Genomic DNA, 23,938 nt, shown 5'->3' with positions numbered 1-23,938 from the left:
TGAATTAACGTTGTAAATTACTGCTAAACATGGCTGAGAAACGCAATATTTTCCTTGTTGGCCCTATGGGTGCCGGCAAAAGCACAATTGGTAGACATCTAGCTCAACAGCTTCATATGGAGTTTGTTGACTCAGATACTGTCATCGAAGAACGCACAGGCGCAGATATCGCTTGGGTATTTGACGTAGAAGGTGAAGAAGGCTTCCGCGTTCGCGAGGAAAAAGTGATTAATGACCTCACTGAAGAGCAAGGTATCGTACTTGCAACAGGTGGTGGTTCAATCAAGAGCAAAGAAAACCGCAATCGCCTTTCTGCTCGCGGTATTGTTGTTTACCTAGAGACAACAATTGAGAAGCAACTTGCGCGTACTAACCGCGACAAGAAGCGCCCATTATTACAAACTGATAGTCCACGTGAAGTGTTGGAATCCCTAGCGGGTGAACGTAACCCTCTTTACGAAGAAATTGCGGACTACACAGTACGTACAGACGATCAAAGTGCAAAAGTGGTAGCCAACCAGATCGTAAAAATGCTAGAAGAAAGTTAAGACTTTTAGCAACTGGAGAATACCCATGGAACGGATTACGGTCAGCTTAGGTGAACGTAGCTATCCAATCTCAATTGGCGCCGGATTATTTAATGATCCGGCCCACCTTTCTTTCTTATCTGCAAAACAAAAAGTTGTCGTCATCACCAATGTGACGGTGGCTCCTTTATACGCGGATAAAATTCTCTCTCTTATAGAACAGCTTGGCTGTCAAGCCTCTGTGTTAGAGCTACCAGATGGAGAGCAATACAAATCACTCGATACCTTTAACACTGTCATGAGTTACTTGCTTGAAGGCAACTATGCCCGTGATGTTGTGGTTATTGCGCTAGGCGGTGGCGTGATTGGTGATTTGGTTGGTTTCTCTGCGGCTTGTTATCAGCGTGGTGTCGATTTTATTCAGATCCCAACAACGCTACTCTCTCAGGTTGATTCCTCAGTGGGAGGAAAAACAGCAGTAAACCATAAGCTTGGCAAGAACATGATTGGGGCTTTTTATCAGCCTAAAGCGGTCGTGATTGATACTGATTGTTTGAAAACCTTGCCGAGTCGTGAGTTTGCGGCGGGGATGGCTGAAGTCATCAAGTATGGCATCATCTACGATCCTGAATTTTTTGTTTGGCTAGAAGAGAACCTCGACAGATTATATCAACTGGATGAGCAAGCACTGACTTACGCGATTGCACGTTGTTGTGAAATCAAAGCGGAAGTGGTTGCACAGGATGAGAAAGAGTCGGGAATTCGCGCATTGCTGAACCTAGGTCATACATTTGGTCATGCGATTGAAGCCGAGTTAGGTTATGGTAATTGGCTACACGGAGAAGCCGTTTCGTCAGGTACCGTGATGGCAGCAAAAACCGCACAGCTTCAAGGGCTTATCACTGAGCAGCAAGTTGAGCGAATTATTTCTATACTGAAGAGAGCACAACTACCAGTCCATACACCGAAGCAGATGTCATTTGCTGATTTTATCAAGCACATGATGCGCGATAAGAAAGTATTGTCTGGTGAACTTCGACTGGTTTTGCCTACCAGTATAGGAACAGCCGAAGTAGTAAAAGGTGTTCCTGAGTCGGTACTTGAGCAAGCGATCGACTTCGCACGCACCGTATAATTCTTCTAGTCTGTAATACCAAACTGGCATCAATGATGTTGGTTTGGTACTACTCATATTGTCATTAGGATAACGCAAATGAGCTTGGCGCATGATCCACGTGTGTTGGAATTAGACTCTCAGACAGAACTGTTGGAACGATTGCAGCTGTTAACTAATTTTGGCTCAAACTTGGTGACATTAGGAGGAGCTCCGGGAGCTGGAAAAACTTGGCTAGCGCAATGCTATCTCGAAGCGTGGGCTCAAGATAAAAACCAGTCTCTACTCATGTGTCATGCCAACCAAGGTGATGACCAGCGTCGCTCGACAATCTTAACTCAGCTCGTGTCCGAGCCGCTATTTAACCCATCCGACTCTCTTGTGGAATCTTTTACGCGCTTAATGGAAGGTGAAAGCTGTGATGTGGTTATCGCAGTGGATGATGCTCATCTGCTGAGTGAGTCTTTTGTGTCTGAGCTTTGGATGTTAGTGCTTGAAGCGCAAACCAACCCGAGCTGGACTGTTAATGTGCTGTTGTTTGCAGAGTCTAACAGTATGGATGCGCTCCTGACTCGTTTAAGTTATGGTCAGGAACACAAACCAATTGATCTTGAAATTGAACCACTTAGCCAGCAGGAAGCGGATCGTTTTTTTGAACATTTGGTGATTCGATTTGTCGAAGATGACATGGAAAAACGGGTACGCAACGCGTATCGGACGATCGCTCGCCGCCCTGGCGAGATCATGGCGTTAGGGGATTATAAAGTGGAAAAAAGGATTATTATCCGCTCGATAGTGGGTTCTCCGGTGAATATTGCATTACTGGTTATTACTTTGCTGTTATTAATCGGTGGCGGGTACTGGTGGATGATGATGCAACCATCTGCGGACGACAAAGCACAGCAAATTACCCAGTCGATGGAGCAGACGGTGATTCCTACTCTCCCTGAAAGTGAATCTGAAACAGAAGCTAGCGCAGTTATCATTGAATCAGAGCCCGTTATAGATCAGACCTTGGTGAATGCGGTTGATGACTCTATGGCTTTGCCGCCCGATGTCACCGAGCAGGTAACAAGTGTCGGTACTGCCGATGATGCCCAACAGCGTGTAGTGATCACATCAGACGTTGTCGATGCGCTGATGGAAGGGAAACCTGAACAAGTGGATACCAGCGTGATCGATGAGGTGGTTGAACAATCTATGGTCGAAGAACCGACTCCGGTTGAAGAAGCGGTATCGCCTCAAGAACAGACGCCATCAACAACAGAAACGGTCATTAAGTTCTCCTTTACTAAAGATGAACTTAAGAGTTTTTCTTCACGCAGCTACACTTTGCAGCTTGCTGCCGTTAGCTCACTTCAAGAAGTTCAGAAATTTATCGATCTGCATCAACTTGCTAACCAAGTGTTTATTTATCCAACGGAACGCAATGGTGTTGAATGGTACATTATCACCTATCAAAACTACCCAACGATTCAGGTTGCACGTGATGCAGTGGCTGGATTATCGAGTGAGTTACAAAAACTGGATCCGTGGGCAAAGTCGTTGAATCAAGTTCAACGCGAGATAGATCGTGGCAGCCAAGAGAACTAGATTGTTTTTCACCGCAAAATAGCCTGAGATTAATTACAAAATATGTTACATTCCGCAGCCTTAATTTGTGGTTGATAGATAGAGCAGTAGATGAAGAAGCAGCGAGCCTTCCTGAAATGGGCAGGGGGTAAATACGGACTTGTCGAAGATATCCAGCGTCACTTGCCTGAAGCTCGTAAACTGGTAGAGCCGTTCGTAGGTGCTGGTTCTGTTTTCCTCAATACGGACTACGAGCAATACCTGCTGGCAGATATTAATCCGGATCTGATCAACCTGTATAACCTTCTTAAAGTAAATCCACAAGAGTACATCTCGGAAGCGAAGCGTTGGTTCTGTGCTGAGAATAATCGTAAGGAAGCTTATCTCGATATTCGTCAGCAGTTTAATGCCACTGACGATGTCATGTATCGCTCCTTAGCATTTCTTTATATGAACCGTTTTGGTTTTAATGGCTTATGCCGTTACAACAAGAAGGGTGGGTTTAATGTCCCTTTCGGTTCGTATAAGAAGCCGTACTTCCCTGAAGCAGAGCTAGAGTTCTTTGCGGAAAAATCAAAGAAGGCGACTTTCGTATGTGAAGGCTACCATGAGACCTTCAAGCGTGCGCGAAAGGGCAGTGTGGTTTATTGTGATCCTCCTTATGCACCGTTATCTAACACAGCGAACTTTACCTCATACGCAGGCAATGGGTTCAGCTTAGATGATCAGGCCGCTTTGGCGGATGTTGCCGAGCGAGCTGCGGTAGAACGTGGAATCTCAGTTCTTATCTCTAACCACGATACAACACTCACTCGTCGCTTATATCATGGCGCAGAGCTTAACGTGGTTAAGGTGAAGCGTACTATAAGCCGCAATGGTGCAGGGCGAAATAAAGTCGATGAACTGCTAGCGCTATTTAAGCCAACAGACAGTGAATAATCACATTTCATCAAGCTTTCCTATCTTCTGACCTTTAGCTTAGGTAGAATTGCGCGCAAAATGCTCTGTAATTCAGAGAATCTGTTTTGAATGCAATGATGCCAATTACTACTAGAGGTCAGGTATGAAAGATTTCCTTATCGCTCCATCGATTTTGTCTGCAGACTTTGCTCGCTTGGGTGAAGACGTTGAAAAAGTGCTCGCAGCAGGCGCTGACGTGGTTCACTTCGACGTAATGGATAACCACTACGTACCAAACCTGACTTTTGGCGCACCTATCTGTAAAGCATTGCGTGATTACGGTATCACCGCGCCGATTGATGTTCACCTTATGGTTAAGCCGGTTGATAGCATCGTTCCAGATTTCGCCAAAGCTGGCGCATCGATGATCACATTCCATATCGAAGCATCAGAGCATGTTGATCGTACGTTGCAACTGATTAAAGAGCACGGCTGTAAAGCGGGCGTTGTACTCAACCCTGCGACCCCTCTGTCACACCTTGAGTACATCATGGACAAAGTGGATATGATTCTACTGATGTCAGTGAACCCAGGCTTTGGCGGTCAGTCTTTCATTCCAAATACCCTTGATAAGTTACGTGCAGTGCGCAAGATGATTGACGAATCGGGTCGCGATATCCGTTTGGAAATCGATGGTGGTGTGAAAGTGGATAACATCAAAGAGATCGCGGAAGCTGGCGCGGATATGTTCGTAGCCGGTTCTGCAATCTTTAACGAGCCAGATTACAAACAAGTGATCGACCAAATGCGCGCAGAATTGGCTCAGGTGAAGTAATTCGATGAATAAGCGTATTAAACTGATTGCCTTCGATTTGGATGGTACTTTGCTTGATAGTGTACCTGATCTCGCGGTAGCGGCTGATCAAGCCGTTCAAGCATTGGGCTTTCCCTCTGTTACTGAAGAGCAAGTTCGAGACTATGTGGGTAACGGTGCTGATATTCTTATCGGGCGTTCACTTAGCCGTAGTTTGACCGTGTCACCTGATCTTGACCCACAATTGCATGCCAAGGCTCGTGTGTTATTTGATGATTATTACCAACAAGGCGGGCACAAGTTAAGTCATTTATACCCAGCGGTAAAAGAGACTTTGGCTGAACTACACCGTGCTGGCTTTACGATGGCGCTGGTGACCAACAAACCTTCCAAGTTTGTTCCTGAAGTGTTGGCTCAGCATAACATTGGCCAATACTTTGTAGATGTGATTGGTGGTGATACGTTCCCTGAAAGAAAACCTAACCCCATCGCACTTAACTGGCTGCTTGAGAAGCACAACTGCCAGCCTGAAGAAATGTTGATGGTTGGCGATTCAAGCAATGACATCAAAGCGGCCAAGAATGCAGGTTGTTACTCATTTGGTCTTACTTATGGCTACAACCACGGTGAGCCAATCTCTGACTCTGAGCCAGATTACGTCGCGGACACCATCGCAGATTTAGTCGATGTTGTAACGGTTTGCGCGTAAGTGCAATAAAATATCTTCCAAAATACTCGTTAATGAGTACACTGAGTAAACCGTGTCACTAGGTGATTGAGAACCTGAATCGACACGGTTTTTTCATATATTTAGATTAAGAAGTCAAAGGAATCATTCCCATGAGCAAACCCATTGTATTGAGTGGTGTTCAACCATCAGGTGAACTAAGTATCGGTAACTACTTGGGTGCTCTACGTCAATGGCAACAAATGCAGGACGATTATGATTGCCAATACTGTGTAGTAGACCTTCATGCAATTACTGTCCGTCAAGATCCAAAGGCACTGCATGAAGCGACGCTTGACGCATTAGCAATCTGTCTTGCCGTTGGTGTTGATCCGAAAAAGAGCACGCTATTTGTTCAGTCTCATGTACCAGAGCATGCTCAACTTGGTTGGCTTCTTAACTGCTATACCCAGATGGGTGAACTTGGTCGTATGACTCAGTTTAAAGATAAGTCTGCTCGTTATTCAAAAGATACCTCTAGCCAGTTCGGTGATGTGAATGTGGGTTTGTTTGACTACCCTGTATTGATGGCAGCTGACATCCTGCTTTACGGTGCTCACCAAGTGCCAGTAGGTAGCGATCAGAAGCAGCACTTGGAGTTAGCACGCGATATTGCTAACCGTTTTAACAACATCTATTCGCCAGAGCAGCCTATCTTCCAAGTACCAGAACCGTATATTCCAACAGTGAATGCACGCGTGATGAGCCTTCAAGATGCGACTAAGAAGATGTCAAAGTCAGACGATAACCGTAAAAACGTGATTACTCTGTTGGAAGAGCCTAAGTCAATCATTAAGAAGATTAACAAAGCTCAGACAGACGCAGAGACACCACCACGTATCGCGCATGACTGGGATAACAAAGCCGGTATTTCTAACTTGATGGGTCTTTACTCGGCAGCGACGGGTTTAAGCTTTGAAGAGATTGAAGCTAAGTACCAAGGCGTTGAAATGTATGGTCCGTTCAAGAAAGATGTCGGCGAAGCCCTTGTCGCAATGCTTGAGCCTATCCAAGCTGAATACCATCGTATCCGCGCTGATCGTGCTTACATGGATCAAGTGATGAGACAGGGTGCGGAAAAAGCGTCAGCTCGTGCTGCTGAAACATTGAAGAAAGCATACCAAGCAGTAGGTTTCGTTACACGCCCGTAGTGCTGAGAAAAGCCAGAACGCTGCGCTTCGAGATCGGGCTACGCCCTTCGAGATGCTAGATCGCTTCGCTCCGAGAACGGACTTCGTCCTTCGAGAGGCTCTTGTGGTGAGTGAGTCGAAAGTTGCAGGCAGCGCTGGCTAACGCTTAAGTCTAATTGTCTGATTTTAAAAGAAAAGGGTTGATATACACTGTCAACCCTTCCAAGTTTTTCTCGCTTCTCGCTTCTCGCTTCTCGCTTCTCGCTTCTCGCTTCTCGCTATTGCGCCCCTTCAAAGCCCATTTGACGCCACGCTTCAAAAGCAATGATCGCCACCGCATTGGAGAGGTTGAGACTGCGTGCATCAGGCATCATTGGAATGCGGATGCGCTGTTCCATAGGCATACTTTCAATCAAATCAGCGGGTAGGCCGCGAGTTTCTGGGCCGAATAACAGCACGTCACCTTTATGGAATTGAGCGTCGACGTGATGACCTGTGGTTTTTGTTGTGCAGGCAAAGATGCGATAGTCACCGCGCTCTTTCTCTAAGTATTCCACAAATGCCTGATAGTTTTTGTGTCGAATAACGCGAGCAAGATCATGATAGTCGAGCCCTGCGCGACGTACTTTCTTCTCTTCCAAATCAAACCCTAGTGGCTCAATCAAATGTAAGTTGGCACCACAGTTGGCACATAGACGAATAATGTTACCAGTATTAGGTGCGATCTCAGGCTCATATAGGGCGATATCAAACATATTGTGATTCTTTAATTACTGACAGGATTGAGGCCTGAAAGTATAAGGCGGCTTGCCACAGCCGCCAAGTCTGATGTAGTGATTTTGTAGGGATACTTAGTGATGGAGAGGGAGTGTGATCGTCACGCACAGTCCACCTAGCTTGCTGCGCGTTGCACTCACGGTTCCGCTGTGCTGCCTTACTGCACTTTCGGTGATGGTTAATCCTAGTCCGGTACCACCACTGTGCCTATCACGAGCCGTTGACACGCGATAGAAAGGGCGGAAGATCGCATCGAGTTCATGGTCAGGTACCCCATCACCGTTGTCATCAACAGTGATCGTAATGTACTGGTTGGACTCTACCACTTGAACTTCGATACGATCCTTTCCGTAGTAGATGGCGTTGCGGACGATATTGTCTACCGCACTCATCAGCAACTTGGGATTACCTGATATTGCACAACTTGGCAAGGTAGTGAAAATCAGTTCTTTATCCATTTGTTCTGCTTCAAATTGAGCATCAGAAAGGATGGCTTCCCATAGACTACTGACGGGCTGTAGCTCTCGATTTAAGTGGCTGTCGACTTGCATTCGTGACAGCTCAAGAAGTTCAGCAATCATCTGCTCTAAGCGTTGCGCTTCGGTATCTATGCGAGCTAATTCCGCGCTCTCCCCTTGTTTTCTGGTGGCAAGCGCGTTTGCCATGCGCAGACGAGTGAGAGGAGAACGAAGTTCATGGGATATGTCGGACAGCAATCTCTGTTGACCTGAGATCATCTGGTTCACGGCCTCAACCATTTGGTTGAAGCTAGCTCCTGCTTGGCGGAATTCACTGGTGCCTTTCTCCAAGCTAGGGTCGACAACAAACTCACCTTTCGCGACACGCTTTGCCGCTCGTTCAAGCTTACGAGCGGGTTGACTTAATGCCCACGCTAACCAAAGCAGTAAGGGCGTACTTACGATCATTACCGCAAATAGTAGCTGGAACGGTCGGTCAAACATTCGTAGCAAGAAAGGAGGTGGCTGGTTCCACTTTACACCAACAAACAGTAATAGATCCTGTTTTGCTAATGTCACAGGTAGGGGGCCGGCAAACATGTAGTGACCGTATAGTTTTTGTTTTGGCTTTCCTGAAAGCTCGACACTCGTGATGAAGTTTTGTAGCGCTTTCGATCTATGTTCTCTTGAATCTTGTGTGGTGAGCAGGCTGCCGTCGAGGTCGGTAACAAAAAAGCGCGGCCGTGTATCACGAGGCGAGCGAGAAGGACCTTCCAGTTTGAATAGAATATTGGCAAGGTTTTCCTCGTTGGCGAACTGCTTCTCAATCGTCATTTTGAGTTCGATCAGACGATCATACTGATCGGCGGGAATATCACGAGCTTTCCTTGGATCAAGGTGAGGCAGAGACAGTACCGCCATCAGCACCAGAAACATGGTAAACCAAAAGATCGCAAAGATACGACCGTACAGACTGGTGATTTTTGGAAGTCGCATTAGTCCTCCTCAACCAGTAGATAGCCACGACCACGAAGCGTTTTGATACGTGATTTACCATCTTCTCTATCCGGAAGTTTTTTCCGCAAGTTAGATACATGCATATCGATAGCGCGATCAAAAGCGGCTAGACGTTTGCCCAGTACATCGAGGCTAAGGGTCTCTTTGGTTAGTGTCTGTCCCGGATTTTGAACAAAGTGGCTCAACAATGCGAACTCAGTGGTGGTCAGATCAAGCAGTTGGCCCTGACAGTAAGCCTCCTGCTTGCCGGGATAGATTTGAATATCTTGGTATTCGACACAGTCTGAGTTTTTACTTTGCTTGCCATTGGCTGAGCTTTGAGTGCGACGTAAGATTGCTCGGATTCGCGCGAGTAATTCACGATCGCTGAACGGTTTAGGTAGGTAGTCATCAGCACCCAGTTCAAGACCAATAACACGGTCAATCTCTTCACCTTTGGCGGTGAGCATCAATACTGGGGTTTGCCAATCTTCTCGGAGACGTTTGAGAGTTTCCATCCCATTGAGTTTAGGCATCATGACATCAAGCAGAATTAAATCAATATCATCGCTAAGTCGTGCTAGTCCTTCTTCACCATTGTTTGCTTCCGATACGTCGAACCCCTCAAAAGAGAGAACTTCTTTCAACAGGCTTGTGAGTTCTGTATCGTCATCAATTAACAGTATATGTGGCATAGCAAGGTCTCAACTTAGTTTGGTTACCGTTAGTTTACTGGGAAAACGTCCATTGATTTAGTGTCATTATTGTTCTTTACGATTCTTTACGCTCTATAGACGTTGCTTTACGCTGCAAGTCGTATTCTACACTTAACCGCTGTGAAGACAGCTCATTCAACAGATTAACGTGAAGGGTACGATTATGAAATTAGCAAAAAAAGTAGTATTGGCAGCCGCTGTTCTTCCTCTAGCATTGGGTACAGCAAGTGCATATGCATTTGGTGGTAAAGATCACAAGAAGGGTGGCCATGGCGAATGTGGCGGTGGTTTTGACCGCGGTATTATGCGCCAACTGGATCTCACTGACGCACAGAAAGACCAGCTTCAAGAGATGCGTGAAACTGGTAAAAAAGATATGAAAGCGGCATTCAAAGATAACTTCGAAACGCGCCATGCTGAAAATCAAGCACAGCGTGCGAAAATGCAGCAGTTAGTATTGGCGGACAATTTTGACCAAGCGGCTGCGAATGAATTAGCGAAAGCTATGGTTGTTCAACAAACAGAGCACAAAGTTAAGATGCTGGAGAGACAGCACAAGATGCTAAGCATTTTGACTCCTGAGCAGAAAGCGAAGTTTGTTGAACTGCAACAAGAGCGCGCTACTGAGTGTGCTGAAAAAATGCAAAAGCGTTTTGACTAACCTTGTTCAGTAACGCATTCGAAGGCGGCCGAAAGGTCGCCTTTTTTATGTCATTTTTATTCAACTTGTGAAGCGTTATACTTAGGGGATGTTTGCTTACTAATCAAAGTACTATGAAACAGGAATACGCTCGCCTTGTCACCATGGCGGCTTGGACAGCTACGATAGTGGCTACGGTTTTACTTATTGTTAAAGTCGCAGCTTGGTGGGTCACGGGATCGGTCAGTCTTCTTGCGTCACTAATTGACTCGATGCTTGATATTGCCGCCTCACTGGTCAATTTGGTTGTCGTGCGATACTCATTACAACCGGCAGACCGAGAGCACACCTTTGGTCATGGTAAAGCAGAGTCTTTAGCTGCCTTAGCTCAAGCGATGTTCATTTCAGGTTCGGCGGTCTTTCTTATTCTTAACGGCATAGAACGTTTCTTCAGGCCTCATGCTCTCCAGTCACCAGAGTATGGCGTATATGTCAGTTTGTTTGCCATTGCGGTGACATTGGGTTTGGTTACCTTCCAAAAACAAGTTGTCAAAAAAACGGGCAGCCAAGCGATCGCAGCCGATTCACTTCACTATCAGTCTGATCTCTATATGAACGCGGCTATTATGCTGGCGCTGGGTTTAAGTTGGTTTGGTATCACACAGGCAGATGCGGTGTTTGCTGTCGGGATCGGTGTGTTTATCTTATACAGCGCATTCAAGATGGTTCAGGAAGCCATTCAAACGCTACTGGACAGAAAGCTTCCGGATGATGAACTTAAAGCCATTCGACAATGTTGTTTGAATGTGAAGGGGGTACTGGGCGTTCATCAACTAAGAACACGGATGTCTGGCCCGACACGTTTTATTCAGCTTCATTTGGAATTGGAAGATAATATGCCATTGCTTGAGGCGCATCGAATCTCTGATCAAGTCGAGGATAAATTGCTTGAGCTTTTTCCTCAATCGGATGTACTAATTCATCAGGATCCCTATTCTGTGGTATTGGGAGCGGAGAAAGTCCAGAAATCTCAAGATTGGTAAGAGTAATAACGCAGACAAACCGTCAACTATTGACTATCTTTTCAGCGATACCACTTTTAACTGTGATCCTGATGTGTATCAAGTAAGTCAATGTGCAAAGCTGTAATACTCTTACATAAGTAGAAAACTTACATAATTTGATGCAAATAAAAGTAGTATTCCTTTCTAGGAAAGGTAACATATTGCACAGTTAAAGGAATTTTGTTGGTGGCTTGTTTGAAAGCGGCTGACGTAAAAATTGAAATAAGATTCCCAAAAATCGAGGGTGAGCATGATTAAGAAGATCGGTGTCTTAACAAGTGGCGGTGACGCACCTGGTATGAACGCAGCAGTCCGTGGTGTAGTTCGTACTGCACTATCTGAAGGGTTAGAGGTTTACGGTGTATTCGATGGCTACTTAGGCCTATATGAAGATCGTATCAAACAACTGGATCGTTCAAGCGTTTCTGACGTGATCAACAAGGGCGGTACGTTCCTAGGTTCTGCACGTTTCCCTGAGTTCAAAGAAGTCGAAGTTCGCCAAAAAGCGATCGAAAACTTACAGAAACACGGCATTGAAGCTCTTGTTGTTATCGGCGGTGACGGCTCTTACATGGGTGCGAAGAAGCTGACTGAAATGGGTTACCCATGTATTGGTCTTCCTGGCACAATCGACAACGACATCGCAGGTACAGATTACACAATCGGTTACCTAACTGCTCTTAATACAGTTATCGATGCGATCGACCGTCTACGTGATACTTCATCTTCTCACCAACGTATTTCTATCGTAGAGATCATGGGTCGCCACTGTGGTGATCTTACGCTTATGTCTGCGATCGCTGGTGGCTGTGAGTACATCATCACACCAGAAACGGGTCTAGATAAAGAGAAGCTAATTGGTAATATCCAAGATGGCATCGCTAAAGGTAAGAAGCATGCGATCATTGCTCTAACAGAGCTAATGATGGATGCGAACGAGCTAGCTAAAGAGATCGAAGCGGCAACAGGTCGAGAGACTCGTGCTACGGTTCTGGGCCACATTCAACGTGGTGGTCGTCCAACTGCGTTTGACCGTGTACTCGCTTCACGTATGGGTAACTACGCTGTACATCTTCTAATGGAAGGTCAAGGTGGTCGCTGTGTTGGTATTCAGAAAGAGCAACTTGTTCACCACGATATTATCGATGCAATCGAGAACATGAAGCGTCCTGTACGCACTGACCTGTTCAAGGTAGCGGAAGAGTTGTTCTAAGCACATCGCTAAAATGATTCAAATAAAAAGCCAGTTGGGAAACCAACTGGCTTTTTTACTATTTGTCGTTTGGTTAGTTCACAATCATGGTTGAGATAACGTAACCGACAGTCGTAGCGGTAACCACGCCAATGAAACCTGGTAGCAAGAAGCTGTGGTTGAGAATGTACTTCCCGATTTGGGTTGTCCCTGAGCGGTCGAAGGTAATCGCGGCTAGGTCACTTGGATAGAACGGGAAGAAGAAGTAAGCATAACATGCGGGTAGTACACCAATCAGAACAGGGGCTGGAATGCCCATCGCAAATCCAAGTGGCAGCATGATGGTAAGAACCGCAGCCTGACTCTTGAGGAATACTGACACCACAAACATCGCGATGGCGAAAGTCCATGGATGCGCGGCCACAATGTCACTCACCAAACTGATTAAGTAGGGTTTGTGGAAGCCGATAATCGTGTCACTCATCCAAGCAATACCAAAGATGATGATCACCGCCGTCATACCTGCGATAAACACGTTACTGTGGACGATTTTTTTCGGCTCTACTTTAGTGGTGAGTAGAATCAACGCACCGACAGATAGCATCAGAAACTGAATCGCTACCGACATCTTAACTCCGCTTGGTAGCAGACCTAAATCTTTACCAAACATCGCGACAAATATGACGGTGGCGATACCCGCGAGGAAGATGGTTAAACCTTTCTTCGCAACGCCTTCGTGGCTAGGGGTTTGATCGTCTTCATCGCTAGCATCAATTAGCTGTGCTTTGAATTCAGGATCTTGGCAACGTTCAATGAATGCTGGATCTTGATCGAGATCTTTACCGCGTTTCAAACTCCATAAACAGCCAACAAGTACACCAATCAGAGTTGCTGGAATGGTGACAAGCAGTACGTCAACTAGGCTGATATCGAGACTGTTGTCTGCGGCAGTCGCCATGACAACAGCCGCTGCTGCTGCAATCGGACTTGCCGTGATCCCCATTTGTGAAGCGACCGTAGACATTGCCATTGGTCTTTCAGGGCGAATACCTTTCTTATATGCCACATCATAAATAACGGGAAGAAGTGGGTAAACCGAGTGGCCAGTCCCGACTAACACAGTAAGAGAGTAAGTACAAAGTGGGCCTAAGAAGACGATTTGACTAGGGTGTTTGCGTAGCAGGCGCTCTGCGAACTTAACCAGTAGCTTGAGGCCACCCGTTGCTTCGAGTGTGGCTGATGCTGCGACCACCGCGAGAATGATCAGCATTACGCTGATAGGAGGTGATCCCGGTGCGACACCAAAAACGAAGGCCAGAACAGAAACGCCCAGACCACCGAGTAAACCAAACGCAATGCCTCCATGGCGGATACCGATAAAAATGACCGTCAGAAGCAGGAGCATATGTACGTAAAACATAATCTAACCCTACAGTAAGTTGAAAGTTGTGATTATGCTAACCCGAAAGGGGTAGGCGAAATGTGAGGTCTTTTGCTTATCTCGCGCATGACTTTCACTATTCGCCTCTTCTTTGTTTGTTATCAAATAACGAAGCTTAAATGGAGGAAATAGGTCGATTTATATCTAAGGCTTATGCACCAGAACGTAATCTCTTACGTTTCTGGAATGTTTGGTGTACGCCTCGACGTAACGCCTTAACTCTGTTTTCTGCTTTATCTACGCCAAGCAGAACCGTGAGTGCAAGCAAGGTGATAACAACGGACTGTTGTAAGTATCCTAACCCTATCATCAAGCCTAGAGCGGCAAGCATCCAGATAACTGCTGCGGATGTCACACCGTGGATTTTGCCATCTTGCGTCATCATTACACCGGCACCTAGAAAACCAACACCGGTAATGATTTGCCCAAGCACGCGAGCTTGGTCAAGGGTGTTTGGCGAGAGTGATACGGCCATCGACATAAATAGATAGGTACCAGAAATGATCAGAATTGAAGTACGAATACCGACAGGTTTGCCACGAGTCTGACGTTCGACACCAATTAAAATACCATTGATAGCGCAGCAAAGTAGCGCTAGCCAACTAAACGGTCCTAAGTCTAATAGTTGATCTAAAGTTGGTTGCATTATGACCTCCAAAACGCTCGAGTATGCATAGATTACAGGTGTCGATCGAACAAAAGATTTCTATCTTTAAGAAAAAAACTAGCAGCCATCTGTGGTAAGAATGAAATTCGGAGGATCAGTTTCCGTCGCCTCGGTGTACTGTAAGAAGCAGTTTAGTCCAACTTGTCTTCGACTCGCCGGCATATAGAGAATGATGCCATCGTCGCCATTGGTATTGCTAAAGTACCAGTCAGCATTGTCGCTGCCCCAAGTGGTGTTTTCTATGTTGGCATCAATAAGATGATCCCATGCGTTTGCATTGTCTGCTCTCGCATAGCCGTAGACGAGCAAGACATTCTCACCTTCAATTTCAATCGAAGCGTTCTCCTCGGTGTCGAGACCTCGAACCGATGACAAACCAATTAACTGATCGTTTGCTCCTTGCATGGCACTACGTAACCCTTGTAGGGCTGAAATGCGTGCGTCCGATTGGATATTTAACATACGTGGCAACGCTGTGACCGCTAGGATACCGAGCACAACAATGACGATAATGAGTTCAATCAGGGTAAATCCACGTACGTTTTTCATTACTACTCTAAATGTAGGTCGAGAGGGGTTTTACTGGCGCGGCCGCCAATTTCTCTAGTCAGTTTCGGTACCAAGTAACCAGAGACTTGTTCCAGCACGCCGGCCATGATTCTTTTGGCTTCCTGATCGGAAATAAAGAAATGCGCAGCGCCTTGCACCTTGTCTAGTACATGGATGTAATACGGCAGAATGCCTGCATCAAACAGTGCGTTACTCAGCGCAACTTGGCTAGCAACACTGTCATTCACACCTTTAAGCATCACGCCTTGGTTGAGTAGAGTAACACCAACTTGTTTGAGTCGAGACAATGCGTTGGTCAGAGTTTGATCTATCTCCTGTGCATGATTGATATGCGTAACTAAGATCACTTGTAGACGAGTTTGAGCCAATGTGTCCGTCAGAGTCTGGGTGATACGATCTGGGATGACGACAGGTAAGCGAGAGTGAATACGTAAGCGCTTAATATGGCCAATATCTGCAATATGCTTGATGAGCCAATTTAACTCCTCATCCTTGGCCATGAGAGGATCGCCACCGGATAAAATGATCTCATCGATCTCAGGGTGCTGCTGAATGTAGTCGAGGCTGGTTTGCCAAACTTGCTTAGATCCTTTGTTTTCGTCGTACGGGAAATGACGACGGAAACAGTAGCGGCAATTGATGGCACAGCCGCCTTTTACAATCATCAATGCGCGATTACGATATTTGTGCAGTAATCCTGGGATGGCATTGTTCTGTTCTTCGAGCGGATCGTTGGAATATCCTTGATGAATTTCAAACTCCTCACTCAAGGGCAGCACCTGACGTAAAAGCGGGTCATAAGGGTTGCCTTTTTCCATTCTATCGACAAAACTTTGCGGCACACGTTGCGCAAAAAGCTTTCGAGCTTCAAACCCGTTCTGCCAAGGGGTCGGATCAATTTCAAGTTGTTCGAGCAGTTTTGCAGGATCCGAGATCCCATTCGCTAGCTGTTTAAGCCAGTTTTGCTCAACAGATTCAACTTTTCGGGTTATGATGTGCGGCATTGAATTTAGCTCTAAGAATGTAAGAGGAAAAAATGGCTACTGTTAGCACCAATGAATTTAAAGGCGGTCTAAAACTAATGCTTGATAACGAGCCTTGCGTTATCTTGGAAAACGAATACGTTAAACCTGGTAAAGGCCAAGCGTTCAACCGCGTAAAAATTCGTAAACTTCTTTCTGGTAAAGTGCTAGAGAAAACCTTCAAGTCTGGTGATACTTGTGAAGTTGCAGACGTAATGGATATCGACCTAGATTATCTATATAACGACGGCGAATTCTACCACTTTATGAACAACGAAACATTCGAGCAGATTGCTGCTGATGTTAAAGCGGTAGGTGACAACGCTAAGTGGTTGGTTGAAAACAACACTTGTATGTTAACTCTTTGGAACGGCAACCCAATCGTGGTAACGCCACCAAACTTCGTTGAGCTAGAAGTAACCGATACAGATCCAGGTCTAAAAGGCGATACTCAAGGTACGGGTGGTAAACCTGCAACACTGTCTACAGGTGCAGTAGTACGCGTTCCTCTGTTTATCTCTATCGGCGAAGTGATCAAAGTAGATACTCGCTCTGGCGAATACGTTAGTCGTGTAAAATAAGCATTGCTTAGGTTAAGTTTTAGAAAAAGGTCACTTCGGTGGCCTTTTTTATTTTTATCTGCAAGGTTTGATGTGCCACAATTCTAGGTCAGTCCGATGGTACTAAACTAGAACCTATGAAACAGTCTCTTAAAATATGGCTAGATGCCGCTCGACCAAAAACCTTGCCTCTTGCATTGGTTTCTATCTTAACCGGTAGCGTATTGGCGTACTCCACTCACCAATTCTCTTTTGTTGTCGCGTTATTGGCGTTTTTGACCGCGACTCTGCTGCAGATTTTATCGAATCTTGCCAATGATTATGGCGATGCAGTGAAAGGAACCGACAATGAAAATCGACTTGGACCGATGCGTGCGATTCAGTCAGGTGCAGTGAGTCAGTCTGCTATGAAGCAGGCGATGATGATTAATGTGGTCCTGACTGTTATTGCGGGTCTGACGTTGGTGATGTACGCGTTAGAAAGCTTACAGAGCATCTTGGCCTTTATTGGCTTGGGGATGTTGGCAATCGTTGCGGCAATTGCTTATACCGTTGGCAATAAACCTTATGGCTATGTTGGCTTAGGTGATATTTCCGTCTTTATTTTCTTTGGTTTACTTGGCGTAGCAGGGACGTACTTCTTGCATACCGGCATCGTGGCGCCTTTACTGATCCTGCCAGCGATTGGCTGTGGTTTACTGGCTGTCGCAGTCCTTAATATCAATAACATGCGCGATATTGAGAACGACCAAGAATGCGGTAAGAAGACGGTCGCCGTGCGTCTTGGGCAAAAACGTGCCAAGCAGTACCACTTTGTCCTACTAGTGGGTGCTGTTATTGCTTTTGCCGCCTATTTGGTGCATCAACCTAGCCCAATATGGATCAGTCTGCCTTTTCTTCTCAGTCTGATTGTGACCTACAAACATGGTCGAGCAGTCTGGTTGGCACAGCAACCAGCGCAGATTGCGCCAATGATGCCTGTAATAGTGAAATGCTCAATGGTGACCAACTTGCTGTTTGCTGGAGTGGTCATAGCTCAAACTCTGGTGAGTTAAATGATGCATGTCATTGCAATGACTTAATGACCCTATATACTCGATGGAGATAACGAACGGTATGGGAAGGAATACTATGGAATACAATACCTCTGCCTTGTGCGACATCTACTTAGAGCAAGTCGATGTCGTTGAGCCCATGTTTAGTAACTTTGGTGGGTGCGCATCGTTCGCAGGCCAGATCACTACGGTGAAATGCTACGAAGACAATGGATTAATCCGTGAGATCTTAGAGCAAGACGGCCTTGGTCGAGTACTGCTTATTGACGGTGGTGGTTCTTTACGCCGAGCTTTGATTGATGCAGAACTTGCGTCAATGGCAGAAGAGAACGAGTGGGAAGGTATTGTTGTTTACGGTTGCGTCCGAGAAGTGGATGAACTGGAAGACATGAGTATCGGTATTCAAGCGATTGCTTCTATTCCAGTAGGCGCAACGTCCCAAGGTGTGGGGGAGGTTGATATTCCGGTTAACTTCGGTGGCGTCACTTTCCTTCCAGAAGATTACCTATACGCAGACAACACAGGGGTGATTCTTTCTCAAGAACCACTTGATGTCGATTTAGAAATCGACGACGATGAAGAAGAAATCGTGGTTAATGAATAACCCGTGAATCTTTACACAAACACCGGCCTAAAGGTCGGTGTTTTGTTTTATGGCCGTGAAGTAAGATAAGTACGACGAAGTTTGGTTGCATAAAGATAGCCCGCTGTTCCTCCGACAATATTGCCTAGTGCAATTCCGACAAAGAGTCCTTCAATACCGTACCACTGACCGCCAAGCCACGCGCATGGTAAGGTAAAAAGAAACAAACGCATAAAGCTCCATTGGAAAGCACGCATCGGTTGATGAAGGGCATTGAGTCCAGAGACCAACATCATCATTATGCCTTGAAAACCATAGCTAAAAGGCACCACCAACAGGTAATGCCAAAGCAGATCTTTTACCGCAACCTCCTGAGAGAAAAGGGCTGCAATCGGGATACTGAGTGGCACCATCATAATGAATATCCCGAGCTGGAAGACGATGGAAAAGCGCATGCTAAGAAATAGACCAGCAAAACTTCTCGTTGGATTATTCGCTCCCATATTCTGGGCGATGAAGGGCGTTAGAGCTGAAGTCAACGCCATTAAAACCAATATCAGAATTGACTCAACTCTCTGCGCTGCGCCATAAGCGGCAACCGCTGCTGTGCCATGAGAAGAGAGCATCATCATTAAAATAGCGCCCGAGATAGGAGTTAGAGCATTAGAGAGTGCCGCTGGAGTACCAATCTTAAGGATTTGTTGCCAGTCTTTTAAGAGAGAATCAAAGTTAGGCAGAGCAAGAAGCTTCTCACGTTTCGCCAATACATAAAGTGAACCGATTAAAGCCCCAAGCCAACTGAATGCACTGGCGATGGCAGCGCCTTGAATGCCAAGTTCTGGAAAAGGTCCGTAGCCAAAGATCAGGAGCGGGTCGAGTAGCCCGTTAATAAATCCAGCTAACATCATGATTTTTGCTGGGGTTTTTGTGTCGCCTGTGGCACGAATTGCACTGTTACCCGCCATTGGGATCACCAGCAGAGGAATGGTGAGATACCATATCTGCATGTACTGTTTTATCAGTGGCAGTAAATCAGTTTTTGCGCCAAGAGCTAGAAATAAAGGTTCTATGGAAAAGAACCCCATCGCTGAAGCGAGCACCACAAGAGTCACAGCCAAGATTAGACCGTGGGTAGAAAATCGCGCAGCGTCTTGAGCTTGACCTTGTCCCAGCAAACGTCCAATGCTGGTCGAGAGACCAATGCCGATTCCCATAGTGATACAGTTGACCGCGAAGGTCACTGGAAAGGTATAGCTGATCGCCGCTAGGGCTTGTGTGCCCAGCAGAGAGATAAAGAAGGTATCGACTAAGTTGAACATCAGAATCGCGATCATGCCGAACGTCATCGGAACGGTCATCTGACGGAGAACTAGGGGAATTGAGCCTGTTAAAAGGCCATGCTTATCCTGCATTCGGCACAACTACTAGTGATCGGAAAAGCGTAGGATACTTGATTGAGCCAACAGACACAAAAAAGGCCAGCAAAAGCTGACCTTTATTCTTTTCTATTATCTAGAAAAATTACGCTTTAGCCGCTGCTGCCGCTTTTGCGATTGCTGCGAAGCTCTTAGCATCTAGAGATGCACCACCAACTAGCGCACCATCGATGTCTGGTTGAGAGAAGTAAGCTTCTGCGTTTTCAGGTTTAACAGAACCACCGTATTGGATAATTACTTGTTCAGCGACTTCTTGGCTCTTCGCAGCGATTAGAGCACGGATAGAAGCGTGAATACGCTGTGCATCTTCAGCTGTTGCTGCTTTACCAGTACCGATTGCCCAGATTGGTTCGTAAGCGATGATTGCATCGTTAAGTGCTTCTACACCGTAAGTATCGATAACAGCGTTGATTTGACGCGCACATACCGCTTCAGTTTCACCAGCTTCGTTTTGAGCTTCAGATTCACCGATACAGAAAACAGGCTTTAGGCCGTTCTCTTTCAGGAAAGCGAATTTCTTAGCGATGAACTCGTCTGATTCGTTGTGGTATTCACGACGTTCAGAGTGACCGATGATGATGTGAGTTGCACCGAAATCTTTCAACATTTCTGGAGACATGTCGCCAGTGAATGCACCACTGTTGTTTAGGTCAGTGTTTTGTGCACCAAGGATGATTTTGTTGCCACCTTTAGCGATTAGCTGTTCCGCTAAGTCAATGTATAGCGCTGGTGGAGCTACAGCAACGTCTACACCTTCAACGCCTTCAAGCTCAGCGTTTAGACCATTTAGCAGCTCTTTTACCATTGCTTTGCTGCCGTTAAGTTTCCAGTTACCCATCACTACAGGACGACGCATAGGAATATCTCCGTGTTTAATCAATTAATGTAAAAAATCTTCGTAAGAATATAACAGATAAAATGGGTTAGATCATGATTACCGTCATGTCTTAACCGGATATCATTTATTGGTAGGAGCAGTCATGCCACATATCTGGTGCAATTGATGGACATATCAGTGATCCATGGTACAGATTGGCTGAAACATGCTCGGAATTAAGCATAGAAATTGGTAATAGTGTTGTCCATTCACCCTTTCTCGTGAAACTCTCTTACATTTGAGGAATACTATGCCAAATCTAGTCATGGAATACTCCAACTCTGTCGATGAACGTGTCAATGTTCAAGGGTTGTTGGAAGACTTACATCAGGTTGCGATCCAGTGTGGGTTGTTTGATATCGGTTCAATCAAGTCAAGGGCACTGCGTTACCACAACTGGTTGATTGGCGATGAAGGAGACAGCGTTGACTTTATCCACATCAGTTTTGAACTGTTAGATGGGCGTAGTACAGAGCAAAAAAGAGAGCTGTCACGTCAATTGATGGATGTGCTGTCAGAGCAGGCAGGGCATGTTCGTAGTCTAACGGTGAATATCCGCGACATGGATAAAGAGAGTTTTCAGAAAGTGGTGAATTAGATTACTTTTATCTAATTATGTTTAAATTTTGGGTATTTAAGATGTCAATGAAAGAACTGTTATTCTCGTTTCACGGTCGTATAGGACGTAAAACCTATTGGACTTGGAATGTGGCTTATTACTTACTAATTGTCGGTTTTGCGTTGGGAATGAATGTTCTGTTTCCATCCATAGCGCATCTTATTTTGCCGGTATTCTTGCTGATTGTTCTTCTACCGGATCTCGCCATCACCGCCAAACGTTGGCATGACAGAGGTAAGTCAAGTTGGTGGTTGCTGCTCAATATTCCCTTAGTGATTGGCCGAATGACCATGCCTGTTGGCGATCCAAGCCAAAGCGCGCAACCAACCACTTTACAAGCAGTGAGCTCAATGGCGGCACTGATTTGTGGTCTATGGATTCTAGTTGAGTGTGGTTTCCTTAAAGGCACGGATGGTGAGAATCAATACGGACCGGAAGGGAAGTAGAACGCTTCGCTCCGAGACCGGACTTCGTCCTGCGAGAGTTTAGAACGGGCTGCGCCCTTCGAGAGATGCACGTTATAGATGCTGAGTAGGTATCTGATACAGAGTTTTTGTTAGGGACTTACGTCTAAAATCCAGAAAAAAGGTTGACGCTTTCACGTCAACCTTCCAAGATTTTCTCGCTACTTCCTCAACAGTACCTGTTCGACTTTATGATTTTGCCCTTTTTGCAAAATTAAGTGTGCGCGTCCTTTGGTTGGCAAAATATTCGCATCTAGGTTTACACCATTGATCGCTTGCCAGATGCTGTGCGCTTTTTCAATCGCCTGTGGTTCAGTCAGCTTAGTGTAATGGCTAAAGTAAGAGCCGGGCTTGGTAAAGGCACCCTGACGAAACTTCAAGAAACGTTCGACATACCACTGTTCAATAATGGTGCTCTCAGCATCCACATAAAGTGAGAAATCAAGAAAGTCGGAAACAAAGACGCGATGAGGATCGTGAGGGTAGTCCATACCACTCTGAAGGACATTTAAGCCTTCAATAATCAGCACATCTGGGCGATCGACCACTTTGACTTCGTCAGTGATGTCATAAGTGATGTGAGAGTACACCGGAACTTCCAGATTCGGTTTACCGGCCTTTACATCAGAGACAAACGCAACTAACTGTTTGATATCGTATGATTCAGGGAAGCCTTTTCGGTGCATGATGCCGCGTTTATCGAGCACTTTCTTTGGGTACAGGAAACCGTCGGTGGTCACCAGCTCAACTTTAGGGTGGTTATCCCAGCGAGATAATAGCGCTTTGAGCAAACGCGCGGTGGTACTTTTACCAACGGCGACACTTCCCGCGATACCAATGATAAAAGGAGGCGCGGACTCTTGATTCGAAAGGAAGTTATTTAATACTGAGTTTCTGCTTTGGCGTGCAGCAACGTAAAGATTTAGCAAACGGGCTAGCGGCAGATAGATTTCTTCAACCTCATCCATCGTAAGGCTTTCATTTACACCTTGTAGCTCAACCAAATCGGTCTCGGATAACGTCATAGGCACAGCGTTACGCAGCGCGGCCCATTGCTGACGATTAAAAGAGAGATACGGCGTCATAGTCATCCTAACTTGGTTTTACTAATACGATAGAGCAGCGAAAATACAACAACCGCTAAAGATTTCCAACGACATAGTCTACATAAGTCAATTTTTGGCGATGAATTGGGCGAATTTTCAACAAATAAGCCCAAACGGACGAAAAAGAGATTTTTTTTTAAATTTACTATTGCAAGGCAGAAAATCATTCAATAGAATGCGCACCACTTATGCCGACTTAGCTCAGTAGGTAGAGCAACTGACTTGTAATCAGTAGGTCACCAGTTCGATTCCGGTAGTCGGCACCATTCTCTCCTTTAGTAGTGAGAATGGATAGAAAATTTGGAGGGGTTCCCGAGTGGCCAAAGGGATCAGACTGTAAATCTGCTGGCACTGCCTTCGATGGTTCGAATCCGTCCCCCTCCACCATATTCTTTAGGAAATAGCTCACAGAGTTACGTGTTGCGGGCATCGTATAATGGCTATTACCTCAGCCTTCCAAGCTGATGATGCGGGTTCGATTCCCGCTGCCCGCTCCACTCTATTTTGAGTGCTGATATAGCTCAGGCGGTAGAGCGCATCCTTGGTAAGGATGAGGTCGGCAGTTCGAATCTGCCTATCAGCACCAGCTCTATTAAAGCAAACTTTTCCTTTTGATACTTTCTTGCTGCTGAACTACGTTTAGTGTTTGAGAGTAATTTTATTACCAATACTTTTTGGTTGCGTGGTCATCAAAGCCACCTAAATCCGTACCTAGAGGGACAACTCATGTCTAAAGAAAAATTTGAACGTACGAAACCGCACGTAAACGTTGGTACTATCGGCCACGTTGACCACGGTAAAACAACTCTAACTGCAGCTATCTGTACAACACTTGCTAAAGTGTACGGCGGTGAAGCGAAAGACTTCGCATCTATCGATAACGCTCCAGAAGAGCGTGAGCGCGGTATCAC

Annotated in this window: 26 protein-coding genes and 4 tRNA genes; 20 read left to right on the top strand and 10 right to left on the bottom strand. The window is 45.8% G+C overall.

Translation table 11 applies throughout. The annotated features are described in order from the left end of the window. The first annotated feature begins 29 nt into the window (after positions 1-29). The 7 genes from aroK (at position 30) to trpS (ending at position 6,805) form a co-directional block, all read left to right on the top strand. A complete protein-coding gene (aroK, locus tag ACQEXT_RS15585; RefSeq protein WP_138971063.1) occupies positions 30-548 on the top strand; it encodes a shikimate kinase AroK in 519 nt (172 codons plus the stop codon). Between the two features lie 25 nt (positions 549-573). After that, on the top strand, positions 574-1,662 hold the full coding sequence (aroB, locus tag ACQEXT_RS15580) for a 3-dehydroquinate synthase (RefSeq protein ID WP_426952913.1): 1,089 nt from the start codon (positions 574-576) through the stop codon (positions 1,660-1,662). Between the two features lie 78 nt (positions 1,663-1,740). Then, positions 1,741-3,234 carry an SPOR domain-containing protein gene (locus ACQEXT_RS15575; RefSeq protein WP_426952912.1) on the top strand — a complete coding sequence of 498 codons (1,494 nt, stop codon included), beginning with the start codon at positions 1,741-1,743 and terminating at the stop codon, positions 3,232-3,234. Positions 3,235-3,324: 90 nt separating this feature from the next. Continuing rightward, complete coding sequence (locus ACQEXT_RS15570) at positions 3,325-4,152, top strand: Dam family site-specific DNA-(adenine-N6)-methyltransferase (RefSeq protein WP_138971060.1); 828 nt, start codon at positions 3,325-3,327, stop codon at positions 4,150-4,152. A 124-nt stretch (positions 4,153-4,276) separates the two neighbouring features. Continuing rightward, positions 4,277-4,948 carry a ribulose-phosphate 3-epimerase gene (gene rpe, locus ACQEXT_RS15565; protein WP_138971059.1) on the top strand — a complete coding sequence of 224 codons (672 nt, stop codon included), beginning with the start codon at positions 4,277-4,279 and terminating at the stop codon, positions 4,946-4,948. A gap of 4 nt (positions 4,949-4,952) precedes the next feature. Further along, entirely contained in the window at positions 4,953-5,636 is a 684-nt protein-coding gene (locus tag ACQEXT_RS15560; RefSeq protein WP_426952911.1) for a phosphoglycolate phosphatase, read from the top strand. Between the two features lie 131 nt (positions 5,637-5,767). Further along, complete coding sequence (trpS, locus tag ACQEXT_RS15555) at positions 5,768-6,805, top strand: tryptophan--tRNA ligase (protein WP_138971057.1); 1,038 nt, start codon at positions 5,768-5,770, stop codon at positions 6,803-6,805. Between the two features lie 257 nt (positions 6,806-7,062). Here trpS and trmL read toward each other — a convergent pair whose 3' ends face one another. The 3 genes from trmL to ACQEXT_RS15540 form a co-directional block, all read right to left on the bottom strand. Then, positions 7,063-7,539, bottom strand: coding sequence for a tRNA (uridine(34)/cytosine(34)/5-carboxymethylaminomethyluridine(34)-2'-O)-methyltransferase TrmL (gene trmL / locus ACQEXT_RS15550; RefSeq protein WP_331417669.1), 477 nt, complete (start codon positions 7,537-7,539; stop codon positions 7,063-7,065). Between the two features lie 96 nt (positions 7,540-7,635). Beyond that, the gene (cpxA, locus tag ACQEXT_RS15545) at positions 7,636-9,015 is read right to left on the bottom strand and encodes an envelope stress sensor histidine kinase CpxA (RefSeq protein ID WP_426952910.1); all 1,380 of its coding nucleotides are present in this window, start codon (positions 9,013-9,015) and stop codon (positions 7,636-7,638) included. Next, the gene (locus ACQEXT_RS15540; protein ID WP_138971054.1) at positions 9,015-9,710 is read right to left on the bottom strand and encodes a response regulator; all 696 of its coding nucleotides are present in this window, start codon (positions 9,708-9,710) and stop codon (positions 9,015-9,017) included. Before ACQEXT_RS15540 ends, cpxA begins: the two co-directional genes overlap by 1 nt. 184 nt (positions 9,711-9,894) lie before the next feature. Between ACQEXT_RS15540 and ACQEXT_RS15535 the strand changes: the two genes are divergently transcribed. From ACQEXT_RS15535 to pfkA, 3 genes are all read left to right on the top strand, one after another. Then, positions 9,895-10,392, top strand: a complete 498-nt coding sequence (locus tag ACQEXT_RS15535) for a CpxP family protein (protein ID WP_426952909.1) — start codon at positions 9,895-9,897, stop codon at positions 10,390-10,392. Between the two features lie 113 nt (positions 10,393-10,505). Beyond that, positions 10,506-11,414 carry a CDF family cation-efflux transporter FieF gene (fieF, locus tag ACQEXT_RS15530; protein ID WP_138971052.1) on the top strand — a complete coding sequence of 303 codons (909 nt, stop codon included), beginning with the start codon at positions 10,506-10,508 and terminating at the stop codon, positions 11,412-11,414. Positions 11,415-11,685: 271 nt separating this feature from the next. Next, positions 11,686-12,648: a 6-phosphofructokinase gene (gene pfkA, locus ACQEXT_RS15525; protein WP_138971051.1), complete on the top strand. Its 963-nt coding sequence runs from the start codon at positions 11,686-11,688 to the stop codon at positions 12,646-12,648. A 73-nt stretch (positions 12,649-12,721) separates the two neighbouring features. Here the strand turns inward: pfkA and ACQEXT_RS15520 are convergent, their stop codons facing one another. The 4 genes from ACQEXT_RS15520 to epmB form a co-directional block, all read right to left on the bottom strand. Continuing rightward, complete coding sequence (locus ACQEXT_RS15520) at positions 12,722-14,047, bottom strand: anaerobic C4-dicarboxylate transporter (RefSeq protein WP_138971050.1); 1,326 nt, start codon at positions 14,045-14,047, stop codon at positions 12,722-12,724. A gap of 172 nt (positions 14,048-14,219) precedes the next feature. Continuing rightward, positions 14,220-14,714, bottom strand: a complete 495-nt coding sequence (locus ACQEXT_RS15515; RefSeq protein ID WP_138971049.1) for an MgtC/SapB family protein — start codon at positions 14,712-14,714, stop codon at positions 14,220-14,222. Between the two features lie 78 nt (positions 14,715-14,792). Then, complete coding sequence (locus tag ACQEXT_RS15510) at positions 14,793-15,284, bottom strand: type II secretion system protein (RefSeq protein ID WP_426952908.1); 492 nt, start codon at positions 15,282-15,284, stop codon at positions 14,793-14,795. Positions 15,285-15,286: 2 nt separating this feature from the next. After that, positions 15,287-16,309: an EF-P beta-lysylation protein EpmB gene (epmB, locus tag ACQEXT_RS15505; protein WP_426952907.1), complete on the bottom strand. Its 1,023-nt coding sequence runs from the start codon at positions 16,307-16,309 to the stop codon at positions 15,287-15,289. Positions 16,310-16,341: 32 nt separating this feature from the next. On the opposite strand from epmB, the gene efp reads away from it, so the two are divergent. The 3 genes from efp to rraA all read left to right on the top strand — a co-directional run bounded on the left by efp (position 16,342) and on the right by rraA (position 18,546). Further along, on the top strand, positions 16,342-16,908 hold the full coding sequence (gene efp / locus ACQEXT_RS15500) for an elongation factor P (RefSeq protein ID WP_331427496.1): 567 nt from the start codon (positions 16,342-16,344) through the stop codon (positions 16,906-16,908). 116 nt (positions 16,909-17,024) lie between these two features. Continuing rightward, positions 17,025-17,942 (top strand): 1,4-dihydroxy-2-naphthoate polyprenyltransferase, encoded by a 918-nt coding sequence (locus tag ACQEXT_RS15495; RefSeq protein ID WP_426952906.1) that lies wholly within the window; start codon positions 17,025-17,027, stop codon positions 17,940-17,942. Between the two features lie 76 nt (positions 17,943-18,018). Then, a complete protein-coding gene (gene rraA, locus ACQEXT_RS15490) occupies positions 18,019-18,546 on the top strand; it encodes a ribonuclease E activity regulator RraA (protein ID WP_426952905.1) in 528 nt (175 codons plus the stop codon). A gap of 47 nt (positions 18,547-18,593) precedes the next feature. Here rraA and ACQEXT_RS15485 read toward each other — a convergent pair whose 3' ends face one another. Then, positions 18,594-19,937 carry an MATE family efflux transporter gene (locus ACQEXT_RS15485; protein ID WP_171052134.1) on the bottom strand — a complete coding sequence of 448 codons (1,344 nt, stop codon included), beginning with the start codon at positions 19,935-19,937 and terminating at the stop codon, positions 18,594-18,596. Between the two features lie 109 nt (positions 19,938-20,046). Beyond that, positions 20,047-20,817, bottom strand: a complete 771-nt coding sequence (tpiA, locus tag ACQEXT_RS15480; RefSeq protein ID WP_138971043.1) for a triose-phosphate isomerase — start codon at positions 20,815-20,817, stop codon at positions 20,047-20,049. A gap of 271 nt (positions 20,818-21,088) precedes the next feature. Here tpiA and ACQEXT_RS15475 point away from each other — a divergent pair, with 271 nt between their 5' ends. Together ACQEXT_RS15475 and ACQEXT_RS15470 are read left to right on the top strand one after the other, a co-directional pair. After that, positions 21,089-21,436 (top strand): 5-carboxymethyl-2-hydroxymuconate Delta-isomerase, encoded by a 348-nt coding sequence (locus tag ACQEXT_RS15475; protein WP_138971042.1) that lies wholly within the window; start codon positions 21,089-21,091, stop codon positions 21,434-21,436. 41 nt (positions 21,437-21,477) lie between these two features. After that, the gene (locus ACQEXT_RS15470; protein WP_138971041.1) at positions 21,478-21,903 is read left to right on the top strand and encodes a DUF805 domain-containing protein; all 426 of its coding nucleotides are present in this window, start codon (positions 21,478-21,480) and stop codon (positions 21,901-21,903) included. 179 nt (positions 21,904-22,082) lie between these two features. Here ACQEXT_RS15470 and coaA read toward each other — a convergent pair whose 3' ends face one another. Continuing rightward, positions 22,083-23,006, bottom strand: coding sequence for a type I pantothenate kinase (gene coaA, locus ACQEXT_RS15465; protein WP_426952904.1), 924 nt, complete (start codon positions 23,004-23,006; stop codon positions 22,083-22,085). Between the two features lie 211 nt (positions 23,007-23,217). Between coaA and ACQEXT_RS15460 the strand changes: the two genes are divergently transcribed. From ACQEXT_RS15460 to ACQEXT_RS15440, 5 genes are all read left to right on the top strand, one after another. Further along, positions 23,218-23,293: transfer RNA gene (locus ACQEXT_RS15460), tRNA-Thr, on the top strand. A 36-nt stretch (positions 23,294-23,329) separates the two neighbouring features. Further along, positions 23,330-23,414, top strand: a tRNA-Tyr gene (locus ACQEXT_RS15455). A gap of 35 nt (positions 23,415-23,449) precedes the next feature. Beyond that, positions 23,450-23,524: transfer RNA gene (locus ACQEXT_RS15450), tRNA-Gly, on the top strand. A 13-nt stretch (positions 23,525-23,537) separates the two neighbouring features. Next, positions 23,538-23,613, top strand: a tRNA-Thr gene (locus ACQEXT_RS15445). A gap of 140 nt (positions 23,614-23,753) precedes the next feature. Continuing rightward, positions 23,754-23,938, top strand: a 185-nt coding sequence (locus tag ACQEXT_RS15440; protein WP_232425018.1) for a GTP-binding protein, incomplete at its 3' end; no start/stop codon positions are given.

It is taken from the genome of Vibrio sp. TRT 29B02 (assembly GCF_050113655.1).
GTDB lineage: Bacteria > Pseudomonadota > Gammaproteobacteria > Enterobacterales > Vibrionaceae > Vibrio.
The sequence above is the reverse complement of the archived record's forward strand: the minus strand, read 5'-3'. Positions and strand labels throughout refer to the sequence as shown.

What these genes read in the sequence shown, in the direction of transcription:
- trmL (WP_331417669.1), bottom strand. Translation starts at nt 7,539, where the DNA reads ATGTTTGATATCGCCCTATATGAGCCTGAGATCGCACCTAATACTGGT.
- ACQEXT_RS15470 (WP_138971041.1), top strand. Translation starts at nt 21,478, where the DNA reads ATGTCAATGAAAGAACTGTTATTCTCGTTTCACGGTCGTATAGGACGT.
- tpiA (WP_138971043.1), bottom strand. Translation starts at nt 20,817, where the DNA reads ATGCGTCGTCCTGTAGTGATGGGTAACTGGAAACTTAACGGCAGCAAA.
- rraA (WP_426952905.1), top strand. Translation starts at nt 18,019, where the DNA reads ATGGAATACAATACCTCTGCCTTGTGCGACATCTACTTAGAGCAAGTC.
- ACQEXT_RS15560 (WP_426952911.1), top strand. Translation starts at nt 4,953, where the DNA reads ATGAATAAGCGTATTAAACTGATTGCCTTCGATTTGGATGGTACTTTG.
- ACQEXT_RS15575 (WP_426952912.1), top strand. Translation starts at nt 1,741, where the DNA reads ATGAGCTTGGCGCATGATCCACGTGTGTTGGAATTAGACTCTCAGACA.
- pfkA (WP_138971051.1), top strand. Translation starts at nt 11,686, where the DNA reads ATGATTAAGAAGATCGGTGTCTTAACAAGTGGCGGTGACGCACCTGGT.
- rpe (WP_138971059.1), top strand. Translation starts at nt 4,277, where the DNA reads ATGAAAGATTTCCTTATCGCTCCATCGATTTTGTCTGCAGACTTTGCT.
- ACQEXT_RS15495 (WP_426952906.1), top strand. Translation starts at nt 17,025, where the DNA reads ATGAAACAGTCTCTTAAAATATGGCTAGATGCCGCTCGACCAAAAACC.
- ACQEXT_RS15515 (WP_138971049.1), bottom strand. Translation starts at nt 14,714, where the DNA reads ATGCAACCAACTTTAGATCAACTATTAGACTTAGGACCGTTTAGTTGG.
- efp (WP_331427496.1), top strand. Translation starts at nt 16,342, where the DNA reads ATGGCTACTGTTAGCACCAATGAATTTAAAGGCGGTCTAAAACTAATG.
- aroK (WP_138971063.1), top strand. Translation starts at nt 30, where the DNA reads ATGGCTGAGAAACGCAATATTTTCCTTGTTGGCCCTATGGGTGCCGGC.
- ACQEXT_RS15570 (WP_138971060.1), top strand. Translation starts at nt 3,325, where the DNA reads ATGAAGAAGCAGCGAGCCTTCCTGAAATGGGCAGGGGGTAAATACGGA.
- ACQEXT_RS15475 (WP_138971042.1), top strand. Translation starts at nt 21,089, where the DNA reads ATGCCAAATCTAGTCATGGAATACTCCAACTCTGTCGATGAACGTGTC.
- trpS (WP_138971057.1), top strand. Translation starts at nt 5,768, where the DNA reads ATGAGCAAACCCATTGTATTGAGTGGTGTTCAACCATCAGGTGAACTA.
- ACQEXT_RS15510 (WP_426952908.1), bottom strand. Translation starts at nt 15,284, where the DNA reads ATGAAAAACGTACGTGGATTTACCCTGATTGAACTCATTATCGTCATT.
- coaA (WP_426952904.1), bottom strand. Translation starts at nt 23,006, where the DNA reads ATGACGCCGTATCTCTCTTTTAATCGTCAGCAATGGGCCGCGCTGCGT.
- aroB (WP_426952913.1), top strand. Translation starts at nt 574, where the DNA reads ATGGAACGGATTACGGTCAGCTTAGGTGAACGTAGCTATCCAATCTCA.
- epmB (WP_426952907.1), bottom strand. Translation starts at nt 16,309, where the DNA reads ATGCCGCACATCATAACCCGAAAAGTTGAATCTGTTGAGCAAAACTGG.
- cpxA (WP_426952910.1), bottom strand. Translation starts at nt 9,015, where the DNA reads ATGCGACTTCCAAAAATCACCAGTCTGTACGGTCGTATCTTTGCGATC.
- ACQEXT_RS15485 (WP_171052134.1), bottom strand. Translation starts at nt 19,937, where the DNA reads ATGCAGGATAAGCATGGCCTTTTAACAGGCTCAATTCCCCTAGTTCTC.
- ACQEXT_RS15540 (WP_138971054.1), bottom strand. Translation starts at nt 9,710, where the DNA reads ATGCCACATATACTGTTAATTGATGACGATACAGAACTCACAAGCCTG.
- ACQEXT_RS15535 (WP_426952909.1), top strand. Translation starts at nt 9,895, where the DNA reads ATGAAATTAGCAAAAAAAGTAGTATTGGCAGCCGCTGTTCTTCCTCTA.
- fieF (WP_138971052.1), top strand. Translation starts at nt 10,506, where the DNA reads ATGAAACAGGAATACGCTCGCCTTGTCACCATGGCGGCTTGGACAGCT.
- ACQEXT_RS15520 (WP_138971050.1), bottom strand. Translation starts at nt 14,047, where the DNA reads ATGTTTTACGTACATATGCTCCTGCTTCTGACGGTCATTTTTATCGGT.